This is a genomic window from Catenulispora pinisilvae (assembly GCF_015356865.1).
GTDB classification, from domain to species: Bacteria; Actinomycetota; Actinomycetes; order Streptomycetales; family Catenulisporaceae; genus Catenulispora; species Catenulispora pinisilvae.
Genome location: NZ_JAAFZA010000020.1, coordinates 39,150 through 61,958, shown reverse-complemented (window position 1 = coordinate 61,958; position 22,809 = coordinate 39,150). Strand labels below are relative to the sequence as shown.

The window sequence follows — 22,809 nt, the reverse complement described above, 5'->3', positions numbered from 1 at the left end:
CCTTATACGCACTCTCATGGGGGTTATCGGGTCCTGATACAAGAGTAACCTGGACTATCCGTCATCGGTAGGTCACTTACCGTTGACTCCGGGTGAACATCTAAAGTGATCCACGTGAGCAGCATCTTCGGGAAACGCCTCGGTCTCGCCTCCGCGACCGCCGCAGCGGTCGTGGTCGCCGTCACCGGGTGTTCTTCGGGAGGTTCGCCGTCTGCCGCGGACGCCGGGGCTGGTAGCAAGGGCGCCGCTTCCGCTGCCGGGAAGCCGGGGAATCCGTCGTCCGGCGGCGCCTCGCCCTCGTCTTCGGCCGCCGCTTCGCCGGGCGGCTCGGCTCTTTCCTCTGCTTCCTCAACGTCGGGGGCGAATTCCCCGTCCTCGCCGTCCGCCCCGTCCTCGTCCGCGACGCACCACGTGCCGGTCGCGCCGGGCTCGTCCTCGAGCGGGCCGTCCACGAAGCTGCCGCCGTACCTCGACTCCGAGCCGGTCGGGGACGCTCCGGCCTGGCGGACGACCTCCGCGGGAGTGGAACTGGCCGGGGACGGCTCCGCGTTCGCCGCCCGCTTCGACCCCGCGGCCGTGCGCTTCGCGCTGCACGCCGGTTCGCAGGTCCCCGGCGGGTCCGGGTGGCAGGGCGGGAATGCCGCGAGCGCGAGCGGGCTCGTCGCCGGGTGGAACGGTGGGTTCCTCATGGCCAATGACGCTTCCTGGGGTGGGTTCTACCTAGGCGGACGCACGGCTTATGGATCGCTGCGTACCGGTACCGCGTCCGAGGTCTTCTATAAGGACGGCTCCATGGACGTCCTGGCGTGGCCCGGCGGACTGCCCAGCTCCGACGTCCTGGGAGTCCGGCAGAACCTGGCCCTGATGATCAACGACGGCAAACTCGCGGCGGACCTCGACAACGGCACCTCGGCGGACGAGCGGACGTGGGGCTTCACCAACAACTCGGCGGACGTGCACGGCAACCGCTCGGGGATCGGGGTGACGGCCGACGGCAGGGTGCTCTACGCGGCCGTGCACGGGGCGTCCCCTCTGCAACTCGCGCAGTATCTCCAGCGGGCCGGCGCGGTGCGCGCCATGCAGTTGGACATCAACTTCTCGCGACCGATCTTCGGGACGTACGCGACCGGACGGTGGACGCAGCCCGCGTCGTGGCTCGGGCCGGCGGAACGCTTCACGTCCGGGAACGAGCGGGACTTCGTCGTCGTCTACGCGCGGTGAGTTCTGATCTGGATCTGTAGCAACCGCCTGCAATAGCCACCTGCAATAACCACCTGCAATGTCCGCCACGGGGCAGATGCCCAATAGGTCGCAGGATTACTCCTATTGAGGGATATCGGCGGGGTCAGAAGGCTGCGGCGGCGGCAAGTTCACGCTGCCAGGCTTGGGACGCGGCGGCGGGCGTCGGTGTCGGTGTCGGCTCGAAAGGCGCCAGCAGACCGGCTTTCCAGGTACCCACGACGCGGCCGTCGGCCAGCATCGTCTGCGCGATCATCCCGCCGCCGGCGTTGACGCGCTTGGCGAAGGCGGGGTCCAGGATCAGCTCGCGCGAGCGGTGGCCCAGCAGGTAGGGGTCGAAGCGGGCCAGGAGGCGGTAGGGGTGTTCGGGCGGCATGGGTTCAGTGCCGCGCGGCAGGAGTAGGCGGTGGCCGTCGTGGTCGACTTCCTCAAGGATGTCGCGGATGAGGGCCACGGCTGCGTTCGCGTCGGCAACGGGCAGCCCGGACCACGCGACGAGGTCGGCGGTGGTCGCGGGACCGTAGGCGGCGAAGTAGCGGGTGGCCAGGCGGGCCAGGGCGGTTTCGCGGTCTGGTGTGGCCGGCACGTGGGCCGACCAATCGTCGAGCAGCACGTAGGTGGGCTCATCGCGGGCCGCATCGGGGCCACGGCAGATCAGACCGCTGTGCGCGGCGAACCCGAGCAGATGCGGCGGCTGTTGACTCTTCGGATCAATGACGACGCCGTGCCCGGCCAACTCGGCAACAATCTCGGCCCGAGTCAGAGCCCTGCCAGCGCCGAGGATCTTCGGCAGCGCCTCCATCGCGCGCTCACAGAGCTTTTCGGTGAGCCCAAGCTGATCCCGCCTGCGCCGATCCGCGCGCAGATTCACCGGCCCGAGCACGGCGAGGAAGGGGCGCAGGTCGTCGGCGGCAACCATGTGGATCGTCCCGCGCATGAGCCAGGTGCGGACCACCGCGGCTGCGGCCACGGCCGCGTCGACGTCAGCCGCCCGCAGCCCGCGCGTCGGAGTCCGAGTCCGAGTCTGAGTCCGCGACCAGACCTGAAGCCGCGCCGGACCCGACGCCTGCGCCTGGATCGCCGCCGCGCCCCGCACCGCCTCGGCCACGGTCGGGCTCGCGACGATCGGGCTCGCCTCGCCCGCCAGGCCCTGCGCGCGTACCCGCAGCCACCGCACTTCGTCCGCGCTCAAGGTCCGCATGGCCCGAAACTACGTCGCCGCACCCACCGCCACAGCCGCGCCCCGCGCCGCCGCCTTCCCAGGACGCCCGCCGCCGGCCGCCTTGTACTCCGCCGTCAGCCGGGTCGCGGTGTCCTCCGGCAGCCGCCGCACCGCCTCACGGAACGTCACGCCCGAGAGCCGGTCCAGGCGCGTGGTGACCCAGGCCGCGACCCAGGTCGGGTCCTTGTACGCGATCTCGCGCAGCACCCAGCCGATCGCCTTGCGGATGAAGAACTCGCGCTCGTCGACCATCGGGTCCGCGTAGCGGGTGAAGCGGACCAGGTCCGGCTTGCCCTCGCGGATCGCGGGGATCAGGGCGAGCAGACAGGCGCGGCGGAGCCAGAAGTCGCCGTCGTCGGCCCACAGGTCCAGGGTGCGGGAGGTGCCTTCGCGGTCGCGCAGGACGATCTTGCCCGCGACGTCGCCGGACAGCGGGTCGACCAGGGACCACATCGGGGCGTCGCGGAGCATCAGGGTCAGGTCCGGCAGGTCGTCCGCGCTCAGCAGGCGGACACCCTGGGCCAGGACGAAGACCGCGGCCAGCCGGCGCTCGTAGATGTCGGTGTCCCACAGGGCCGCGGCTAAGCCGTGGACGTCGTCGTGGGTCGCGCGCCGGCCGCCGATCTCCTTGTACATGCCCTTCACCAGCTTGCGGAGGTCCGGGACCGGGACCCCCATGTGCGCGAACTCGCTCTTGTGGTACTGCTGGTCGTAGGTCGCGCGGGCGGCGGTGCCGAGGCCGTCCAGGTCGTGGTCGAACCCGGACACGAGGGCGGGGATCGGGGTGGTCGTCGCATCTGTCACGCGGTGAGCCTAACGATCGCCGGCCATGATCCGGCGCCATCCGCTGCGCCGTTCGGGCAGGATGGACGATCAGTGTTCACCGTCAGGAGGGACGACCATGCGGATCGGAACGCTGTCCGGCGCGGCCGCGAAGGCCACGACGATCACCGCGATCGCCGCGATCACGGCGGCGCTGGCGACCGGGCTGGCCGGGTGCGGCAGCTCGAAGGGACACGGCGCCGCCCAGGCAGCCGGCGCCACCAGTACGGCATCCACCCAAGCGACGCCGTCGACCCCGACGACCCCGGCCACCACCGCCGGCACCTCGGCCCCCTCCGGCGCCCCCTCCACCTCCAGCAGCCGCCTGGCCCCGGCCCTGATCCAGCTCTCGGATCTGCCGGCCGGCTTCCGCACCGAGCCCCTCACCGAGCGCAACCTGCCCTCGCTGATCAAGGGCTGCCCGGGCCTGGAGGTGCTTCAGCAGTCGAACATCGCCGACCAGGCGCAGGCCGAGTGGACCAAGGGCGCCCTGGACGACTACGTCAACGAGGCGGTCATCCAGCCGCAGGGCGAGACCGCGGCCAGCCTGGTCGACAAGGCGTCCAGCGCCCTCACCTCCTGCGGCTCGGTGAAGGTCAGCGAGGAGGGCCTGTCGGTCACTCTCCAGGCCACCCCGCTGAACCTGGCACCGGTCGGCACCGCCTCCCACGCCTGGCACACGTCGGCCAAGTTCGGCATCGCCTCGATGGAGATGAACGTCGTCCTGATCCAGCAGGACGACCTGGTCGTGCTGATCGCCCAGACCCGCGTCGACGGACACACCGACGACGGCCTGACGCTGTCGGCGTCGCAGGCCGCCGCCAAGCGCGCCGCGGACTTCCAGAAGCAGCAGCACTAGCAGAGCACTGGCAGAGCGCCTCCAGAGCACCGACAGCAGCGCTGGCAGAGCACCGGCAGCAGCCACTAGCAGAGCGCCAGCAGAGCACCGGTAGCAGCACTAGCAGAGCACTTCACGCCGAGCAGGCGCGCCGGCAGTCGCATTCCGTCCCGCCGGGCCAGCGGTTCACCACCCTGGCACGGCGCCTTACGATCAACGCATGCCCTCCAAGCCCGAACCCAAGAAGCGGCCGCTGCACCTGATCGGCGAACCGCCGGCGGCGCTGCCGATCGACACCGAGTCGTTCTTCGGCCTGGACGCCATCGAGGACCCCTTGCGGCTGCTGGCGCGCAGCACCGAGTTGGCCGACGCGTTCCGGGCCTCGGCCGGGCGCGCCGAGAGCTACCAGGCGGTGGCGGCGGCCAGGCTGACCGATCCGCGGCGCTTCGACCGGATGCCGGTCCCCGACTTGGCCCTGCTGACCGGGTGGACCGAGGAGTACGCGGCCAAGATGGCCGAGTACGGCCGCACGCTGCTGGACAAGGGCGCTCCCTGGGACTGAGCCGGGTTCGGCTGAGGGGCGGCGACGGGCCGCCGCCCCCGCCGCTCCCCGGCGGCCGTGATCCGGCTCACACCGCTTTACATAGGCAAACTATATAGGTGGGCGATACAATTATGGGCGTGGACCAGAACCCGGCCGCGGTGGCCGAACTCTTCGAGACCGTCACGGTGCTGATGATGCGGCACGTGCCGGCCCCGGACGGGCTCAGCCTCACCGCCGCCGCCACCCTCGGCTCCCTGCAACGGCGCGGGCCGCAGCGCATCACCGCACTGGCCGCCGCCCAAGGCGTGACCCAGCCGTCGATGACGCAGCTGCTGCGCCGCCTGGAGGACGCCGGCCTGGTGGCCCGGGTCGCCGAGCCCACCGACGGCCGCGTGGTGCTCGTGCAGCTCACCGCCGCCGGGGACGAGACACTGCGCACCCGGTGGGACACCCGCCTGGGACACCTGGAAACGGTGCTCCAGACGCTCACCGACGAAGAGCGGGCGACGCTGCAACGCGCCGCCGAGGAAGCCCTTCCGGTGGCGCAGAAGCTGGTCAACAGCCTCGCCGCACGCTACTGAGCGTTTCGGGCCCTGGCCGGCCGAGCTAGCCGGACCGGAGGGGACGCCTTCGCGCGCGAGCGGGTACGTAGTCCGACCGCGTGGAAGGAAGAACCTTGTCATCCACCCTGCGCTCCGACGCCTCCGCGGCGCCCATCGCGAACCCCCCGGGCCGGGCCGCCGGACAGCGAGATCAGCATCGAGCCGCCGGCCACCCCGCTGACCATCCCACTGACCACCCGAGCGGCCGCCGGAAGCCCCCGAGCCTCCTGCACCAGCCGAAAGCCGTGTGGGCTGTGGCCTTCGCCTGCGTCATCTCCTTCATGGGCATCGGCCTGGTCGACCCGATCCTGCCGGCCCTGGCCTCCCAGCTGAAGGCCAGCCCGAGCCAGGTCACCATGCTGTTCACCAGCTACCTGGTGGTCACCGCGGTGGCGATGCTGATCACCGGCTTCGTCTCCAGCCGGATCGGCGCCAAGCGGACCCTGGTCGCGGGCCTGGCGATCATCGTGGTCTTCGCCGCGCTGGCCGGCGCCTCCGGCACCGTCGGCCAGATCGTCGGCCTGCGGGCCGGCTGGGGCATCGGCAACGCGCTGTTCATCGCCACCTCCCTGGCCGTCATCGTGGGCTCGGCCAGCGGCGGCTTCTCCGGCGCGATCATCTTGTACGAGACCGCGCTGGGCGTCGGCATCGCCCTGGGCCCGCTGGTCGGCGGCGAACTCGGCGGGATCAGCTGGCGCGGCCCGTTCTTCGGCGTCGCGGTCCTGATGCTGATCGCCCTGGTCGCCACCTTGATCCTGGTGGCGCCGACGCCGCCGCCGGCCCGCAAGGTGTCGATCACCGAGCCGATCAGGGCCCTGCGCCACCGCGGCCTGCTGACCCTGGCGCTGACCGCGCTGTGCTACAACTGGGGCTTCTTCACCCTCCTGGGCTACGCCCCGTTCCCGATGAAGCTCGGCACGCACCAACTCGGCTACGTCTTCACCGCCTGGGGCGTGCTGGTCGCGGTCTTCGCGGTGTTCGCCGCCCCGCGGCTGCAAGCCCGGTTCGGCATCGCCCGGACCCTCTACGCGAACCTGGCGTTGTTCGCCGTCAACATCCTGATCGTCGGGCTGGCCACGGACCACAAGGCGATCCTGATCGGCGCGGTGATCGTCGCGGGCGTCTTCATCGGCGTCAACAACACCATCACCACGCAGGCGGTGATGACCGTGGCGCCGGTCGACCGGCCGATCGCCTCGGCGTCCTACGGCTTCGTCCGCTTCATCGGCGGCGGCCTGGCCCCGTACTTCGCCGGCCGGCTCGCCGAGAGCTTCAACATCCACGTCGCGTTCTACGTCGCGGCCGTGGTCGTGGTGATCGGCATCGGGATCCTGGCCTCCGGGCACAAGCTGCTGATGGCGGCCGAGCAGCAGACCCTCATCGACTCCGAGGAGGAGGCGCTGATCGAAGAGCTCGGCTCAGCGTCCTGAGCCGGTGGTTGTCGCGGTTGTTTCCGCCGAGCGGGTCCGTCTGACAGAGTGCATGACATGGCGAACTCGCTCCCGGTCCTCACGTTCAACCCCTCGGCCGACGACTACGTCTGGACCTTCGGCGGCGCCCCGCCGCTGGCCCGCGTGAAATCCGGCGACACCCTGGAGCTGTTCACCGAGGACTGCTTCGCCGGCCGGGTCCGCTCCGAGAAGGACCTGGTGACCGAGGTCTGCGAGTTCCCCTTCCTGAACCCGCAGACCGGCCCCTTCTACGTCGAGGGCGCCGAACCCGGCGACACGCTGGCCGTGCACTTCGTCTCCATCGAGCCGGCCCGCGACTGGGCCGCCTCGACCACCGTCCCGCTGTTCGGCGCCCTGACCTCCACCCACACCACGGCCACCCTCCAGCCGCCGCTGCCGGAGCGGGTCTGGATCTGGCAGCTGGACCGCGAGCGCCGCACCTGTCTGTTCCGGGCCCACGACAGCGACATCGAGGTCGAGCTGCCGATGGACCCGATGCACGGCACCGTCGGCGTGGCCCCGGCCAACCTCGAAGTCCGCTCGGCCCTGGTGCCCGACGCGCACGGCGGCAACATGGACACCCCCGAGATGCGCGCCGGCGTCACCTGCTACCTCGGCGTGAACGTCGAGGGCGCGCTGTTCAGCCTCGGCGACGGCCACGCCCGCCAGGGCGAGGGCGAGACCTGCGGGGTGGCCGTGGAGACCGCGATGAACACGGTCATCACCATCGAGCTGGTCAAGGGCTTCCCCACCCCCTGGCCGCGCTTGGAGTCCGACACGCACATCATGACCGCCGGATCGGCCCGCCCCCTGGAGGACGCGTTCCGCATCGCGCAGGTCGACTTGGTGCAGTGGGTCGCCCGGGACTACGGCCTGAGCGAGCTGGACGCGTACCAGTTGGTGACGCAGGGGGTGGAGTCGCCGCTGGCGAACGTGTGCGACACGAACTACACCTCGGTCGCCAAGATGCGTAAGGCTTTCCTGCCGTCCGGCACGTCGGCTTACGGGGTGCACAAGACGTTGCGGGAGCGAGCGGCCGCCTACCTGGCGGGTTGAGACCCGGCAGGCCGAGCGCTGCCGGGTTGGGAGCTGGCAGGTTGAGAGCTGCCGGGCTGAGATCAGTCAGCGCGCGGCAGCCCCCGGCGGCAGCAGCGGCAGCCCCGCAGTCGGCCCACCCTCGATCAGCCGCCACAGCCGCTCGGTGTCCAAGTGCTCCTCCACCGCGTCCCCGAGCCGGTCGAGCTGCTTCTCCCGCTCGGCCGAGAACGACGTGTCCGGGTCGGGCACGAAGGGCAGGCCGCAGACCCGCGCGACCTCCGTCAGGTACGCGCGGCGGAAGCCGTCGCTCTCCAGCGCGCCGTGCCAGATCGTGCCCCAGACCGCACCTTCGCGGCAGCCTTCCAGGGCCGCGCCGCCGGCGTCGGTGAACAGCGGGTCGCCGCCGGTGACCTGGACCCGGCCGTTGTGGATCTCGTAGCCGGCCACCGGTTCGCCGAGGCCGAACCCCACCGGTCGAGTCAGGGTTTTGACGGGGTCGAACACCGTGCGCACCGGCAGGAGTCCGAGCCCTGCGACGGTCCCGCGCCGCGACTCGACCTCGTCCTCGATCTCGGTGCCGAGCATCTGGTAGCCGCCGCAGATCCCAAGGACCGGTCGCCCCTCGGCCACGCGCTTGGCCAGCACCGCGTCCAGGCCGCGCGCACGCAGCCACGCCAGGTCCGCGACCGTCGACTTCGTCCCCGGCAGCACCACCAGGTCCGCCGACGCCACCGCCGAGGCCGACGCCGTGAACTCCACGTCCACGCCCGGCTCGATCGCCAGCGCGTCCACGTCCGTGAAGTTCGAGACCCGCGGGAACCGCACCACCGCGACCCGCAGCCGGGCCCCGCCGGGCACGCCGTCGGCCCCGGCCGCGCCCGCCGCGTACGCCTCGATCGGCAGCGCGTCCTCGGCGTCCAGCCGGATCCCCGGCAGCCACGGCACGACGCCCAGCACCGGCCGGCCGGTGAAGCCCTCGATCTGCCGCAGCCCGGGCGTCAGCAGCGAGGGATCGCCGCGGAACTTGTTGATGATGAACCCTGATATCAGCCGCTGATCCTCGGCGTCCAACAACGCCACGGTCCCGTGGAACGCCGCGAACACCCCGCCCCGATCGATGTCCCCGACCACCACCACCGGCATCCCCAGCGGCCGGGCCAGCCCCATGTTGACCAGGTCCCCGTCGCGCAGGTTGATCTCGGTCGGGGAACCCGCGCCCTCGCACACCACCACGTCGAACCGCGACTTCAAGTCCTGATACGACGCCAGCACCGCCTCCCGCAGCCGGGGCTTCAGCTCCTGGTAGGAGGTCGCCGAGGCCTGGCCGAACACCTTGCCCAGCAACACCACCTGGCTGCTGCGGTCACTGCCCGGTTTGAGCAGCACCGGGTTCATCGCCACTTCCGGTTCGACCCCGGCGGCCTGCGCCTGCATCACCTGAGCGCGCCCGATCTCGGCGCCGGACACGGCTGAGGCGCCGGACATCGATGAGGCGCCGGCCGTGGCCGAACCCCCGGCCCCGGCCCCGGTCCCGGTCCCGGTCCCGGTCCCGACCACCATCGAATTGTTCGACATGTTCTGCGCCTTGAACGGCGCCACCCGAACCCCCCGCCGGGCCAACCACCGGCAGATCCCAGCGGTGATGAGGCTCTTCCCGGCATCGGAGGTGGTCCCGGCGACCAGCAGCGAACCCGTCCCGCCGGGCAAGTCGATCATGGCACCAGCTTAGCCGCGGCCGCGGTGAGCGCCGCGATGACCTCCGGGTAATCGGCCCCGGTCCGCACCGCGATCAAACTGACCCGCCGCGGCCAGTCCTCCTTCAACGGCAGCAGCACCACGCCCTCGGGCACCTGAAGCGGAACGCCGAGCGTGGGCAACAAGGTCACGCCGAACCCGTTGGCGATCAGCGCCAGGACCGCACTGAAGTCGGTGGCCCGATACCGCCCACGCGGCTGGAACCCGGCATCGGCACAGATAGCCGTCACCTGGTCATGGCAGGAAAGGCCCTCGGCGGCCAGCACGAACGGATCCTCGACCAGATCCGTCAGCGAAACCTGCTCCGCCCCGGCCAGCCGATGCCCGGCCGGCAGCGCCGCGTGATAGATCTCCTCCAACAATGGCAGGATCTTGATCCGCGGATCCCCGAGCAGCGGCCGGTTCGGCGCGGCCATCACCACCGCGACGTCCACCGAACCGTCGATCAGGTGCGCCACCGAGTCCTCGCTCTCGGTGTCGGCGATCTCGAAACCCCACTCCGGGTGCGTCTGGCGAAGCGCCTTCATCGCCGGGGCGATGACCGCCGTGACCGCGGTCGAGAAGCCCGCGATCCGCACCGTCATCGGCACCGGGGAGATCGCCCGCAGCTCCGACTGCGCCCGCTCCAGCTGCGCGAAGACCACGTCGGCGTGGGTCACCAGGACCCGCGCCGCCTCGGTCAGCACCACGTTGCGGCCGCGTCGTTCCAGCAGTTCGCAGCCGGTACTCTTGCTCAGGACGGCCAGCTGCTGGGACACCGCCGAGGGCGTCAGGTACAGCGCCTCGGCCGCCGCGGAGACCGTGCCGTGATCGGCCAGCGCGCGCAGCGTCCGCAGTTGGCGTACGTCGAGCATCGGGGCCACCTTCGATCGTTTAGGCCGTCTTAACGGTTTCGGGAAAAATCATTCGCTGGTGCTAAACGATACTGCGGCCGGACACTTTCGTCATGCGTAATCCCCGCCACGTCGCCATGGCCGTCGCGATCGTCCTGATCTGGGGCGTCAACTTCATCGCCATCGGCCACGCCCTCGAAGGCTTCCCGCCGATCCTGCTCGCCTCGCTGCGGTTCGCGCTCACCGGCCTGGCGGCGTTCTTCGTGCCCCGGCCCAAGGAAGTGCGCTGGTACTGGATCGCCGGCAGCAGCGCGTTCATGTTCTACGGCCAGTACGTCCTGCTCTTCACCGGCATGGCGCACGGGATGCCGGACGGCCTGGCCTCCCTGGTCCTGCAGAGCAACGCGCCGTTCACGGTCCTGGCCGCGGCGCTGCTGCTGAAGGAGCGCACCGGGATCCGGCAGCTGGCGGGGATCGCGGCGGCCGTGGCCGGGCTCGGCGTGATCGGCGCCGGACGCGGCGGGCACGTGCCGCTGTGGTCGCTGCTGCTGGTGATCACCGCCGGCGCGTCGTGGGCACTGGGCTCGATCTGCAACCGCAAGGCCGGCGCCACCAACGGCTTCGCTCTGATGGTGTGGGCCAGCGTGTACGCCACTCCCCCGCTGTTCCTCACCTCGCTGGCGACTGAGGGGCCGCACCGGATCGGGCACGCCTTCGCCCACCTGCACACCGGACCGGTACTGGGCCTGCTGTACGTGGTGCTGGTGTCGACCTTCGTCGGGATGGGGGCGTGGGTGGTACTGCTCACCAAGTACCCGGCCTCGGCGGTCGCCCCTTACACCCTCGGCGTCCCGCCGATCGGGATCCTCGCGGCGCTGATCGCGAACGGCGAGCGGATGACCCCGCTGGAGATCGCCGGCTCCGCGGTGGTGCTGGCCGGGCTGGTGGCCATCATGTGGCCGCGACGAACCCCAATCGCCTCCGATCCGTCCGTGCCCGCCGCTAAAGTCGACAGGACCGCTCAAGCCGTCGCCTAGCACCGGAAGAGATCACCGCCTTGGCCGCACCGACCACCGAGCCGCACGGCACCTCGCTCGCCGTCGTCGAAGGCGTCCTGGAGCGGATCACCTTCGCCAACGAGGAGACCGGCTACACCGTCGCCCGCGTGGACACCGGCCACGGCGCCGGGGACCTGCTCACGGTGGTCGGGGCGCTGCTCGGGGCGCAGCCCGGTGAGTCGCTGCGGCTGCGCGGGCGGTGGGGCTCGCATCCGCAGTACGGCCGGCAGTTCACCGTCGAGAACTACACCACGGTCCTGCCGGCGACGGTCGCGGGCATCCAGAAGTACCTCGGCTCCGGGCTCATCAAGGGCATCGGGCCGAAGACCGCCGAGAAGATCGTCGGGCACTTCGGGGTCCAGACCCTGGCCGTGATCGAGGAGGCCCCGCAGCGGCTGATCGAGGTGCCGACGCTGGGACCGAAGCGGACCAAGCTGATCGCGGCGGCCTGGATCGAGCAGAAGGCCATCAAGGAGGTCATGGTCTTCCTGCAGTCGGTCGGAGTGACCACGTCGATCTCGGTGCGGATCTACAAGGAGTACGGCGACGCCGCCATCGACGTGGTGAAACAGGAGCCTTACAAGCTCGCCTCGGACGTGTGGGGCATCGGGTTCAAGACCGCCGACTCGATCGCGGTCGCCGTCGGGATCCCCCACGACTCGCCAGAACGGGTGAAGGCCGGGATCCAGTACGCGCTGTCACAGAGCTCTGACGCTGGGAACTGCTACCTGCCTCGCCAGAAGCTGCTGGAGGAGTCGGTCAAGATCCTGACGGTGCCCCTGGAGCTGGCGTCGGCCTGTCTGGACCAGCTGATCGAGGCCGAGGGCGTGGTCGCCGAGGACATCCCCGACCCGGACGGCTACGACCCCGAGGAGCCGATCCGCGCCGTCTACCTGGTCCCGTTCCACCGCGCCGAGGTATCGCTGGCCGCGCAACTGCGGCGGCTGCTGGAGGCGCCGGACGACCGGCTGGGCTCGTTCGGGTCCGTGGACTGGGACAAGGCGCTGGGCTGGCTCCAGGAGCGTACCGGGGCTGATCTGGCGCCGGAGCAGACCGAGGCGGTGAAGCAGGCGCTGACCTCGAAAGTCAGCGTCCTGACCGGCGGCCCGGGCTGCGGCAAGTCGTTCACGGTGCGCTCGATCGTCGAGCTGGCCCGGGCCAAGCGCGCCCGGGTGGTGCTGGCCGCGCCGACCGGCAAGGCGGCCAAGCGGCTCGCCGAGCTGACCGGGGCCGAGGCGATGACCGTGCACCGGCTGCTGGAGCTCAAGCCGGGCGGGGACGCCGCCTACGACCGGGACCGGCCGTTGGAGGCCGATCTGGTGGTCGTGGACGAGGCCTCGATGCTGGATGTGCTGCTGGCGAACAAGCTGGCCAAGGCGGTCGCGCCGGGCGCGCACCTGCTGCTGGTCGGGGACGTGGACCAGTTGCCGTCCGTCGGGGCCGGCGAGGTGCTGCGGGACCTGCTGGCCGCCCCGCGGGTGCCGCGCGTGCGGCTGACGCAGGTGTTCCGGCAGGCGCAGCAGTCGGGCGTGGTGGTGAACGCGCACCGGATCAACTCGGGGAAGCCGTTGCAGCTGGAGGGATTCAACGACTTCTTCCTGTTCGTCGAGGACGAGACCGAGGACGCCGCGCGGGTGGCCGTCGAGCTGGCGACCACGCGCATCCCCAAGCGCTTCGGCTTCGATCCGCGCCGCGACATCCAGGTCCTCACCCCGATGCACCGCGGCCCGGCCGGTGCCGGCACGCTGAACGGGCTGTTGCAGGAAACGCTGACGCCGGCGCAGCCGTCGCGGCCGGAGAAGCGCTTCGGCGGCCGCACGTTCCGGGTCGGCGACAAGGTGACGCAGATCCGCAACAACTACGACAAGGGCTCGAACGGGGTCTTCAACGGGACCGGCGGGGTCATCACGTCGATGGTGTTAGAGGACCAGACGCTGGTGGTGCGCACCGACGAGGACGAGGAGGTGCCCTACGACTTCGCCGAGCTGGACGAGTTGCAGCACGCTTACGCGATGACCGTGCACCGGTCGCAGGGCTCTGAGTATCCGGTGGTCGTGGTCCCGGTGACGATGAGCGCGTGGATGATGTTGCAGCGGAACCTGCTGTACACGGCCGTGACGCGGGCCAAGAAGCTGGTCGTGCTGGTCGGGTCGAAGCGGGCGCTGGCCCAGGCGGTCCGGACCATGTCGGCCGGGAAGCGGTTCACCGGACTGGATCACCGGTTGCGATGACGGAACTCACTCTTCGTTTCGACGGCAACAAGCCGCGCAAACTGAAGTACAACCTGGCCGCCGCGCGCCAGGCCGGAGCTTCGACGCTGCTGACGTTCGGCGGCGCGTACTCCAACCACATCCGCGCGGTCGCGGCGGCCGGGCGCGCTGAGGGCTTCGCGACGATCGGGGTGATTCGCGGCGAGGAGCATCTACCACTGAACGAGTCGCTGGCGTTCGCGATCGGGCAGGGAATGCAGCTCACTTATATGGACCGCCAAACCTATCGGGCGAAGGACTCGGCCGAGGTGCGGCGGTTCTTGGAGCGCACGTTCGGGGAGTTCTTCTTGATCCCGGAGGGCGGGTCCAATCCGGCGGCGGTACGGGGATGCGCCGAGTTGCCGGGCGAGATCGCAGAGCCCTTCGATGTCATCTGCTGCCCGGTCGGGACCGGCGGAACGTTGGCCGGGATCGCGGCCGGACTGGGCCGGGGGCAGCGGGCGATCGGGTTCGCGGCGCTGAAAGGCGGCTTCCTGACCGGCGAGGTCGCCGAGTTACAGCGGCAGACGTATGGAGAGGTCTTCGACAACTGGCATGTCGAGGACGACTACCACTTCGGGGGCTATGCCAAGGTGCCGCCGGAGTTGGATGCCTTCGCCGCGCGGTTCGGGGCCGAGCACGGCTTCGAGGTGGACCGGATCTATGTCGCCAAGATGCTTTATGGCATCACGGAGATGATCGCGGCCGGGAAGTTCGCGGCTGGCGCTCGGATCATCGCCGTGGTGACCACCGGCTGAATCAGCCGCTCGCGCCACCCGTGAAGTTCCACCCGGCCAGCCGCAGCGCCGGAGCCATCGCCGAATAGGCACCGTACTTCGAGGCGAACGCGGGCGCGTGCGTCCCGATCCCCAGCACCCGCCCCGGCGCCAGCGCCTCGGGGTAGGACTGGGTGAACCGCAGGTTCTTCACCGGCCGGGTGATCTCGCCGTTCTCGATCAGCCACACGCCGTTGCGGGTCAGCCCGGTCATCACCAGCCGTCGCGGGTCCAGGCAGCGCGTATACCAGTGGTCTGTCACCAGCAGTCCGCGCCGTACCTGCGCGACCAGCGCCTGCACCGAGGAGTCCGCCGCCGGTCCCTCGACCTCGGTCGGGGTCACATCGACCGCCGGCTCCAGGCGCACGTTGATCGGCTCCGCGCCTTCCACCGCGCTGTCGGCGCCGGCGTGCCCGGTGCTGGTGACTCCGGCTTCGCGCGCCGAGCGCCGGTCGTGCGCCACCGCGCGCGTGACGCCGTCCCGGACCAGTTCCAGGCGGTCGCGCGGGGTGCCCTCGGCGTCGAACAGGGCGCCGGCGGCCGGGCCGGAAAGGGGATCGTCGACCAGGCTCACCGAGGGGTCGAACTGCTGCTCCCCGAGCCGCACGAACGAGGTGCCCTCGGTCAGCGACTTCCCGTTGAAGCCGTAGCCGCCCAGGACCCACAGCACGTCGCTGACCGCCGTCGGCTCCAGCACCACCTCGTACTCGCCGGGCTCGATCTCGACAGGGTCCTGCGACGCCAGCGCCTTCGCCGCCGCCCGGGCCCCGAGCGCGGCGCCGTTCAGGTCGCTCATCCGGCGCGAGGCCTGCCGCGAGGCGCCGTCGGAGCTCGCGGTCTTGGCGATACCGTCGATCGCGGCCTCCACGACCGTCCCGTGCAGAGCCTGGCCCTCGGAGTTCGCGTAGGCGGTGACCACGAGGCGGTTCCGGTAGAAACCGGCCGCCGTCAGATCGCCGACCGCGTCCACGTACGCCTTCACCTGCTCGGCCCGCGCCTCCGGCCCCGCGCCGCCGGTGGCCAGGTCCGGCTCGGCCGAGGGCACCGGCATCGGCGCGCGGCTGGACAGCCCGGCCCAGCCCGGGTCCGCGGGCGAGAGCCGTACCGCGGCGACGGTGCGCTCGACCAGCGCCGCCAGGCCCGCGTCGTCGGTGACCGTCGTGGCGTTCACGGCGGTGCGGCCGTCGGCGTGGATCCGCAAGGTGATCGTGTCGGTGTCGCTGGCGACGTTCTGGTGGATGTAGGAGTTGGCGAACCGGGTGAGGGCCAGGTGCTCGTGCTCGACCGTCACGTCCACGTCCGCCGAGCCGCCGACAGCCGTCCGCGCGGCCTCCAGCACCCGCTCGGCGGTCTCGGTCCGCGCCCCGGTGTCCGGGCTCATCCCCGCACCCCCACTCGCACGTTCTGGAACCGGGCCGGCGCCGCCGGGTGCCCGGTGTGCCCGACCTGACCGGGCTGGCCCTTGCCGCAATTCGGTGTGCCCCACGGGACGATCTCGTTGGAGAGCATGTCCATGCTCTGCCAGAACGTCGGGCCGATGCCGGTGTAGGTGGGGTTCTTCACCATCCGGCCGAGCTTGCCGTTCTTCACCTCGTAGCCGACCTCGCAGCCGAACTGGAAGTTCAGGCGTTTGTCGTCGATGGACCACGACCGGTTCAGGTCCATGAACACCCCGTCGTCGGTCGCGGCGATGATCTCGTCCAGGGTGTGCGGGCCCGGCTCCAGGCCGACGTTGGTCATACGCACGATCGGCAGCCGGGACCAGTCCATCGACCGGACGCTGCCGCCGTAGTCGAGCCCTGCGACAGCCGCGCTCTCCCGGCCGGCGAGCACTCCGGTCCAGATGCCGTTGCGGACCGCGTCCCGCTTGCCCGCCTTCGTGCCCTCGTCGTCATAACCGAACGAGCCCAGGGCCCCGGGGTAGGTGGCGTCGATGACGATGTTCATCAGCTCACTGCCATAGCGCAGCGAACCGAGCTGGTCCAGGTCCAGCCACGAGGTGCCGGCGTACGCCGCCTCCCAGCCCAGGATCCGGTCCAGCTCGATGGCGTGGCCGACGGACTCGTGGATCTGCAACGCCAACTGCTCCCCGCCCAAGATGAGCGTGGTCTGGCCGGACGGGCACTGCGGCGCGCGCAGCAGCGCCTGCGCCTCCTCCGCGATCCGGGCGGCGTGCGCGGCCAGGTCCAGCTCGGTGACCAGTTCCCAGCCGCGGGTGCCGTACTGGCCGCGCCGCGAGGGGTAGGAACGCACCTGGGTCTCGCGATCACCGACCGCGGTGGCCGAGATGCCGCCGCCGCACTCCCGGATGTGCTGGTCGATGCGGTGGCCCTCGGAGGAGACGAACCACTTGCGGGTGTCCCAGATCTGATAGACACCGGTCGCGATGTCAGCGCCCTGATCCCGCATCACGGCCGTCGCGGACGTCAGCAGGTCGCCCTTGTCCGACAGCGGCACCTCCAGCGGGTCCACCTCGCACCCGCTCGCCCAGCTGCCGACCTCGGGATCGGCCGGGATCATGCTGGCCGGGCCCGGCACCCGCGAGGAGGCCCGGGCGATCTCCACGGCCTGCCGGCCGGCCGCCCGGACCGAGGACGCGTCCAGGTGTGGCGTCGCGAAGAAACCCCAGCTGGACCCCACGAGCGCCCGCACCCCGATGCCGACCGTCTCGCCCTGGTCCAGCGCCTCCACGGCACCGTTGCGGGCGGACATGGACTCGGTGCGGCGGTCCATGACGCGCGCGTCGGCGTAGCGGGCCCCCAGCGCGAGCGCGTGCTCCACGGCCTGGTCGGCGGCGTCGAGGTAGCTGCTCATGGCTCCGACCCTATCCCGCACCCCGGCTGACCGTCGCGGCGAGTTGCTGCCACCGGTCGACCAGCAGGTCGGTGGCGGTGCGGTCGCGCACGGCCACCCGCAGCCAGTCCGCACCCAGGCCGGGGAAGGTGTCGCCGCGGCGCACGGCGATGCCCTCGGCCCGCAGCCGGGTCCGGAGCTCGGCCGCGTTCGGCGTCCTGACCAGCACGAACGGTGCGCGGGACGGGGCCGGGACGGTGACGTCGGGGAGCCCGCCGAGGCGGGCCAGCAGGTACTCGCGGTCCTGGTCGCCCTGCTTGGCGAGGGCCTCGGCCTCGGCCAGGGCGTACGGCTCGCAGACGGCCCGGGCCGCGATCAGGGCCAGGGAGGAGACGGACCACAGCGGCTGCGCGTTTCGCAGGGCACTGATGAGAGGTGCGGGGCCGAGGACGTAGCCGGCCCGGAGCCCGGCCAGGCCCCAGGTCTTGGTCAGGCTTCTGATGACCACGACACCGGCGAGGTCGGGGGGGTCCGCAAGGTCGGGGCGGCCGGCGAGGGTCTCGGTCTCGCCGGGGACCGCGTCCATGAAGGCTTCGTCGACCACGATGGTGCGGCCCGGCCTGCGGAGGCGTTCGACGGCGCTCTTCGGGTGCAGGACCGAGGTCGGGTTCGTCGGGTTGCCGAGCATCACGAGGTCTGCCTCGGCCGGAACGGTCGCCGGGTCGAGAGTGAAGTCGCCGGTCAGGAAGTGGCGGTCGACGCGGTGGCCGGCGGCCCTCAGCGCGGCTTCGGGTTCGGTGAACTGCGGGTGCACGACGAGCGCGTGGCGGGGTCGCAGAACCCTGGCAAGCAGGACGAAGGCTTCGGCGGCGCCCGATGTGAGCAGCACTTCGTCCGGGGTGCGGCTATGACGTTCGGCGACCGCTTCGGTGGCCGCGCGGGCGTCCGGGTATGCGGCCAGCGTTTCCAGACCGGCGGCAAGGCGATCCCGGAGCCAGCCCGGAGGTTCGGCGACGCGGACGTTGACCGCGAAATCGTGGCGGATGCGCACGTCCCGCAGCTCCGCGTCGCCGTGATGGCCGAGGTCTTCAGCCATGCGAATGGGCGTGGGTGTGATGGTGGCTGTGGCCGTCTTCATCAGGGTGATGATGCGGTTCCTGACCGGCCCCCACCTTGTGTTCGAACCCTGGCATCGCGATCCGGTAGACACAGGTGTCGCAGTTCATCCGGATGTCGCCCGCGACGGCTTCCGCGTGGCGTTCCAGGACCAGGTCGGCGAGTTCATCGCAGTCGCCGATGACCGGGGCTACGTCATAGCCGGCGGCCTCTTCGACGATACGGTCCGGCAGCACGCCGCGGAACAGGAAGTAGGGCAGCACCACGATGCGCTTGGCACCCAGGCGCCGGCAGCGTTCCAGGCCTTCGACCACCGACGGATGCGCCAGGGACACGAAGGCCGTCTCCACCATGCCGATGCCCCGGCCCTCCCACAGCAGGCGGGCGGCGCGGTAGACCTCGGCGTTGGCGTCGGGGTCGGTCGAGCCGCGCCCGACGAGCAGGACCGCGGCGTCGGCGCGTTCCTCTTGCGGGAGAACAGTGTTCAGGCGCGCTTCGAGCAACGACAGGATGGTCGGGTGCACACCGAGCGGACGGCCGTAGGCGAAGGACAGGCCCGGGTGGCGCAGGCGCTCGCGGTTCAGCGAGCCGGGGATGTCGCCCTTGGCATGACCGGCGGCGACCAGGACCAGCGGCACCGCGGCCACCCGCGGGTGCCCGGCCTGGACCAGCCGGGTCACCGCCTCGCCGACCGCCGGCGCGGACAGCTCGATGAAGCCGCCGTCCACCGCCGCCACGGCCTGCGGCGCCCGGCGTGCGACCCGCTGCACGAAGGCGCGGAAGTCCTGCGCGCCCTCGGCGTCGCGAGTGCCGTGGCCGACGATGAGCAGGGCGGTCATGATGCGGTTCCTTCTTTCACCAGATCTGCGTAAATCAGGGCATTGAGTGCGGCGGCGGCGACGGCCGAACCGCCCTTGCCCGAGACGTTCGACACCGCCGGCAGCCCGGACTCCCGCAGCGCGGCCTTCGACTCCGCGGCCCCGACGAAGCCCACCGGCAGGCCGATGACCAGCGCGGGGCGCGCCTGCTCGGCGATCGCGATGAGCTCGAACAAGGCGGTCGGGGCACAGCCGATGACGTAGACGGCCCCCGGCCCGGCCTGCTCGGCGGCGATGCGCAGCGCGGCCGCGGAGCGCGTGATGCCGTTCTCGGCCGCTCGCCTCGGCGCGGCAGGATCCCGGATCGCGCAGATGGCGTCGCGGCCGGTGATGCCGGCGGCGACCATCTCGACGTCGGCCACGATCGGCGCGCCGGCTTCGAGCGCGGCGGCGGCGCTCGCCAGCGCGGCTTCGTCGATGACGAGGTCGGTGGCGTAGTCGAAGTCGGCGCTGGCATGGATGACGCGCTCGATGACAGCCTTCGTATACGGGGGCAGCGTGGTGGTGTCGAGCTGCGTGCGCAGGATGCGGTAGGACTCCGCCTCGATGGGGTGGACGGTGCGTCCGACCGCGGCACTCATTCGGCGCTCCAGGTGTAGCCGCGCGGCGTCACCATCCGACCGGCCGCCACCCTGGTGTGGGTGCTGCCGACCAGGACGATCGTGTACATGTCCACATCGGCCGGATCGAACTCACTCAGGGTGCTGATCCACGCCCGCTCCCCCGGCCGCGAGGCGTCCCGCACACAGCCCACCGGCGTGGTCGGCGGCCGATGCTGCTTGAGAATCCCGAGCACATGACCGAGCTGCCAGTCCCGGCCCTTACTGCGCGGGTTGTAGAAGACCGTGACAAAGTCCCCCTCCGCAGCCGCCTTGACCCGGCGCTCAATGGCGGGCCACGGCGTGTGCAGATCGGACAGCGAGATGACCGCGTGGTCATGCCCGAGCGGCGCCCCGAGGATGTTGGACGCGGCAAGCGAGGCGGTGATGCCCGGCACACCCACCACGTCCACATCGTCGAGGTCTGCGAAGAGGTCGAGCGCAGGACTGGCCATGGCGTACAGGCCCGAGTCGCCGGACCCCACGAGCGCCACCGCACGCCCCTCCCGCGCAGTCCGGACCGCATCCCGGGCACGCGCCTCCTCACTACCGAGCCCCGTAGCGCGCACCTCGGTACCGGGACGCAGGAGATCGCGGATCTGGTCGAGGTACTGGTCAAGCCCGATGACGACGGAGGCACGACGCAACTCGGCAACCGCGCGCGGCGGGAGCAGATCGCGCGCGCCGGGACCGAGGCCGATGAGCGCTAGGCGGCCTCGGGGGGCCAGGCGAGCCACGGCCGCGGTGGCCATCGGAGCCAGGCTCGGGCGGACTGGCTCAGCGGCAAGGCCCGCGGGCGTGGCGGTTGCCATACCAGCAGGCGGCTCGATGCCGGCCGGAACACTCTTCGTCTTCGAGACGATCAGCTCGGCGAGAGGCCGATTCGGTCCGTCGTAGCGCGCGGCAGCCTCGGCGACCGAGGGCGTACCGACTTCGGCGAGCACCACTTCGCTCGGGTTCGGAACCTGGACCTTGGCAAGAACTTCGGCCGGGTGGAACACGACCTGCCACCCACGCCGCCGAGCCGCCTCAAGGATGCCGACCTCATCAGCCTTTGCATCCACCGACGCCAACCGCGCCACCGACGCCGGACTCAACCCGCCACCGGCCAGCGCACGATCCACCGCATCGAGCACCTCCTCGGCGGACACACCACGCGAGGCGCCAACCCCCACCACCAGCGACGGCGGCCGGTAGACCAGCGTCTCGGCCCTAGTGCCCAAGTCGTCGCCGGTTGCGATCGAGTCCGCATCGACCAGGTCGCTTACCGCGATGACTGCCTGTGCCTCGCCCCCCGCCGCGTTCAGCACCGGGAGAGGCCAGCTATCTGTGCCACGCAGCGCGACGGGCGCTCCGGAGAGCAGGGCGGTGCCGATCGGGGCCAGCTGGTCGGGGTTCTCGATCGTGAAGCCGAGGTCGGCGCCGTAGGAGTCGAGGGCTTGGGCGCCGGCGGTGTCGGAGGCGGTGGTGATCACCGGGGTGCAGCCCAGGAGCTCCGATACGCGTTCGGCCAGGGTGTTCGCGCCGTGGTGGCCGCCGAGGAGGGCGATCGCGTGGCGGAGGGATTCGTCGATGCAGACCACTGGGGCGTCCGTGGATTTGTGGCCCAGTAGTGGGGCGAGGGAGCGTACCGTTGCGCCGATCGCCAGGAAGGCCACGACTGCGTCGCAGGACTCGAAGGCGGTGCGCAGGTCCGCGGCGCCGGGGTAGAGGCGTACTTCGGTGGGCCAGGCGGCGGCCAGGGTGGCGGCGGCGTGGTGGCCGGCGGATGTCGCGGCGACCACGCCGATCGTCTTGTGCGTCGTTGTGGTCAACGGCGTTCTCCCCAGAGCAGGAATACGGGATTGGTGGCGGCGAAGCGGTGGGCGTCGCCCGGGAGCGCGGATAGGCGCGAGGATTGGAGGAGGGCGCCGTCGACGGTGCGGCCCGCCTTCGTCAGGATGCTGATTGCTTCCGGGACGCGCTCGATCGCGGCCAGGGCCACGACCACAGTGGTGGCCGGGGTTTCGGCGCAGGCGGCGATCACGTCGGTGCCGCCTCCGCCGACGAATACCGCGTCGGGCTGCGGCAGGCGGCTGAGGACGGCCAGGGCATCGGCGGTTACCACCTCGACGGTGACGTCGTGGGTGGCGGCGTTGGCGCGGATGCGGTCGCAGGACTGCGCGTCGTGCTCGACGGCGACCACCGCGGCGCCGAAGCGTGCGCACTCGACGCCGACCGAGCCCGAGCCCGCGCCGATGTCCCACACCAGGCGGCCCGGGCGCGGGCCCAGTTTTGCCAGGGCCAGGGCGCGGGTCTCGAACTTCGTGATCATCGAGGCGCGGTGGGCGAATTCCGACTCGGCCAGCGCCCACGCGCCGGGCCCGCCGGGGAAGCCCGCGATCCAGCCGCGTTCGGAGGTCAGCCGCGACTCGTCCAGGCATAGCAGGACGTGCGGGTCGGCGAACTCGGTGTCGGCGGCCACGCGCGAGTCAAGGGAGTCGATGCGCTGGTCCGGGTGGCCGAGACGCTGCGCGATGATGAACGTGCGCTCCGGCAGCACGGCTGCCAACTCCTTCGCGCCGGTGCCCGGGCCGGTCAGCACGGCGACCTTCGGGAACGCTCGGCAGACGTTGGCCACCGGGCGCAGCTCGCGGCCGTGCGCGCTGACCACGATCGCGTCGTCCCAGGACAGACCGATGGCGGCGAAGGCGGTGGCGACCGAGGACGCCGCCGGCAGAACGCTGATATCGAGCCCGTATTCCCGCAGTTGCCGGACAATGCCGAAGAACCCCGGGTCGCCGCTGGCGATCACGCAGACGTGCTCGTGCCGCGCGATCTCCTCGAACATGCCGTCCAGGCTGCCGAGCACGAGGCGCGCCGCGGTCTCCGGGACGCCGGTGCCGACCGCGTCCAGATGGCGCCGGCCGCCGACCACGAGGGTGGCTTCAGCCAGCGCGGCACGGGCGGCGTCGGGCAGCGGGCCGCCGTCGAAGCCGATGACGGTGATCACGTGC

The 22,809-nt window shown here is 71.2% G+C and carries 20 protein-coding genes; 9 read left to right on the top strand and 11 right to left on the bottom strand.

The annotated features are described in order from the left end of the window. Positions 1–114: 114 nt before the first annotated feature. Positions 115–1,221, top strand: a complete 1,107-nt coding sequence (locus tag IZR01_RS53040; RefSeq protein ID WP_194923474.1) for a phosphodiester glycosidase family protein — start codon at positions 115–117, stop codon at positions 1,219–1,221. Between the two features lie 124 nt (positions 1,222–1,345). On the opposite strand, the gene IZR01_RS08275 is transcribed toward IZR01_RS53040, so the two are convergent. Together IZR01_RS08275 and IZR01_RS08270 are read right to left on the bottom strand one after the other, a co-directional pair. After that, a complete protein-coding gene (locus IZR01_RS08275) occupies positions 1,346–2,440 on the bottom strand; it encodes a winged helix DNA-binding domain-containing protein (protein WP_194899341.1) in 1,095 nt (364 codons plus the stop codon). Positions 2,441–2,449: 9 nt separating this feature from the next. Next, complete coding sequence (locus IZR01_RS08270; RefSeq protein WP_194899342.1) at positions 2,450–3,265, bottom strand: DNA alkylation repair protein; 816 nt, start codon at positions 3,263–3,265, stop codon at positions 2,450–2,452. A gap of 97 nt (positions 3,266–3,362) precedes the next feature. Between IZR01_RS08270 and IZR01_RS08265 the strand changes: the two genes are divergently transcribed. The 5 genes from IZR01_RS08265 to IZR01_RS08245 all read left to right on the top strand — a co-directional run bounded on the left by IZR01_RS08265 (position 3,363) and on the right by IZR01_RS08245 (position 7,774). After that, on the top strand, positions 3,363–4,142 hold the full coding sequence (locus IZR01_RS08265) for a hypothetical protein (protein ID WP_194923473.1): 780 nt from the start codon (positions 3,363–3,365) through the stop codon (positions 4,140–4,142). 199 nt (positions 4,143–4,341) lie between these two features. Next, complete coding sequence (locus tag IZR01_RS08260) at positions 4,342–4,683, top strand: DUF8844 domain-containing protein (RefSeq protein WP_194923472.1); 342 nt, start codon at positions 4,342–4,344, stop codon at positions 4,681–4,683. 119 nt (positions 4,684–4,802) lie between these two features. Next, the gene (locus IZR01_RS08255; RefSeq protein WP_323746758.1) at positions 4,803–5,246 is read left to right on the top strand and encodes a MarR family winged helix-turn-helix transcriptional regulator; all 444 of its coding nucleotides are present in this window, start codon (positions 4,803–4,805) and stop codon (positions 5,244–5,246) included. 248 nt (positions 5,247–5,494) lie between these two features. Then, positions 5,495–6,697 carry an MFS transporter gene (locus IZR01_RS08250; RefSeq protein ID WP_369125449.1) on the top strand — a complete coding sequence of 401 codons (1,203 nt, stop codon included), beginning with the start codon at positions 5,495–5,497 and terminating at the stop codon, positions 6,695–6,697. 57 nt (positions 6,698–6,754) lie between these two features. Then, positions 6,755–7,774, top strand: coding sequence for an acetamidase/formamidase family protein (locus IZR01_RS08245; RefSeq protein WP_194923471.1), 1,020 nt, complete (start codon positions 6,755–6,757; stop codon positions 7,772–7,774). A gap of 66 nt (positions 7,775–7,840) precedes the next feature. Here IZR01_RS08245 and IZR01_RS08240 read toward each other — a convergent pair whose 3' ends face one another. Together IZR01_RS08240 and IZR01_RS08235 are read right to left on the bottom strand one after the other, a co-directional pair. Further along, complete coding sequence (locus IZR01_RS08240; RefSeq protein WP_194923470.1) at positions 7,841–9,472, bottom strand: cobyric acid synthase; 1,632 nt, start codon at positions 9,470–9,472, stop codon at positions 7,841–7,843. Then, complete coding sequence (locus IZR01_RS08235) at positions 9,469–10,365, bottom strand: LysR family transcriptional regulator (protein ID WP_194896891.1); 897 nt, start codon at positions 10,363–10,365, stop codon at positions 9,469–9,471. Before IZR01_RS08235 ends, IZR01_RS08240 begins: the two co-directional genes overlap by 4 nt. A 92-nt stretch (positions 10,366–10,457) precedes the next feature. On the opposite strand from IZR01_RS08235, the gene IZR01_RS08230 reads away from it, so the two are divergent. Genes IZR01_RS08230 through IZR01_RS08220 form a run of 3 tightly spaced genes read left to right on the top strand, consistent with a single transcriptional unit; the run spans position 10,458 to position 14,409 of the window. Further along, the gene (locus tag IZR01_RS08230) at positions 10,458–11,381 is read left to right on the top strand and encodes an EamA family transporter (protein ID WP_194896892.1); all 924 of its coding nucleotides are present in this window, start codon (positions 10,458–10,460) and stop codon (positions 11,379–11,381) included. A 20-nt stretch (positions 11,382–11,401) separates the two neighbouring features. Next, a complete protein-coding gene (gene recD2 / locus IZR01_RS08225) occupies positions 11,402–13,633 on the top strand; it encodes an SF1B family DNA helicase RecD2 (protein WP_194923469.1) in 2,232 nt (743 codons plus the stop codon). After that, a complete protein-coding gene (locus IZR01_RS08220; protein ID WP_194923468.1) occupies positions 13,630–14,409 on the top strand; it encodes a 1-aminocyclopropane-1-carboxylate deaminase/D-cysteine desulfhydrase in 780 nt (259 codons plus the stop codon). Before recD2 ends, IZR01_RS08220 begins: the two co-directional genes overlap by 4 nt. Before the next feature lies 1 nt (position 14,410). On the opposite strand, the gene IZR01_RS08215 is transcribed toward IZR01_RS08220, so the two are convergent. The 7 genes from IZR01_RS08215 to cbiE are packed head-to-tail and all read right to left on the bottom strand — an operon-like array spanning position 14,411 to position 22,805. Beyond that, the gene (locus IZR01_RS08215) at positions 14,411–15,808 is read right to left on the bottom strand and encodes a TldD/PmbA family protein (protein ID WP_194896895.1); all 1,398 of its coding nucleotides are present in this window, start codon (positions 15,806–15,808) and stop codon (positions 14,411–14,413) included. Beyond that, positions 15,805–17,241, bottom strand: a complete 1,437-nt coding sequence (locus IZR01_RS08210) for a TldD/PmbA family protein (RefSeq protein ID WP_194896896.1) — start codon at positions 17,239–17,241, stop codon at positions 15,805–15,807. The genes IZR01_RS08215 and IZR01_RS08210 overlap by 4 nt, the downstream gene beginning before the upstream one ends. Before the next feature lie 10 nt (positions 17,242–17,251). Continuing rightward, a complete protein-coding gene (cobC, locus tag IZR01_RS08205) occupies positions 17,252–18,358 on the bottom strand; it encodes an Rv2231c family histidinol phosphate aminotransferase CobC (RefSeq protein ID WP_194923467.1) in 1,107 nt (368 codons plus the stop codon). Continuing rightward, positions 18,309–19,175: a sirohydrochlorin chelatase gene (locus IZR01_RS08200; RefSeq protein ID WP_194896897.1), complete on the bottom strand. Its 867-nt coding sequence runs from the start codon at positions 19,173–19,175 to the stop codon at positions 18,309–18,311. Before IZR01_RS08200 ends, cobC begins: the two co-directional genes overlap by 50 nt. Further along, entirely contained in the window at positions 19,172–19,795 is a 624-nt protein-coding gene (locus tag IZR01_RS08195; protein ID WP_194923466.1) for a precorrin-8X methylmutase, read from the bottom strand. The genes IZR01_RS08200 and IZR01_RS08195 overlap by 4 nt, the downstream gene beginning before the upstream one ends. Next, positions 19,792–21,627, bottom strand: coding sequence for a precorrin-3B C(17)-methyltransferase (gene cobJ / locus IZR01_RS08190; protein WP_228559041.1), 1,836 nt, complete (start codon positions 21,625–21,627; stop codon positions 19,792–19,794). The genes IZR01_RS08195 and cobJ overlap by 4 nt, the downstream gene beginning before the upstream one ends. Beyond that, positions 21,624–22,805: a precorrin-6y C5,15-methyltransferase (decarboxylating) subunit CbiE gene (gene cbiE, locus IZR01_RS53035; RefSeq protein WP_194923465.1), complete on the bottom strand. Its 1,182-nt coding sequence runs from the start codon at positions 22,803–22,805 to the stop codon at positions 21,624–21,626. Before cbiE ends, cobJ begins: the two co-directional genes overlap by 4 nt. Positions 22,806–22,809 lie beyond the last annotated feature (4 nt).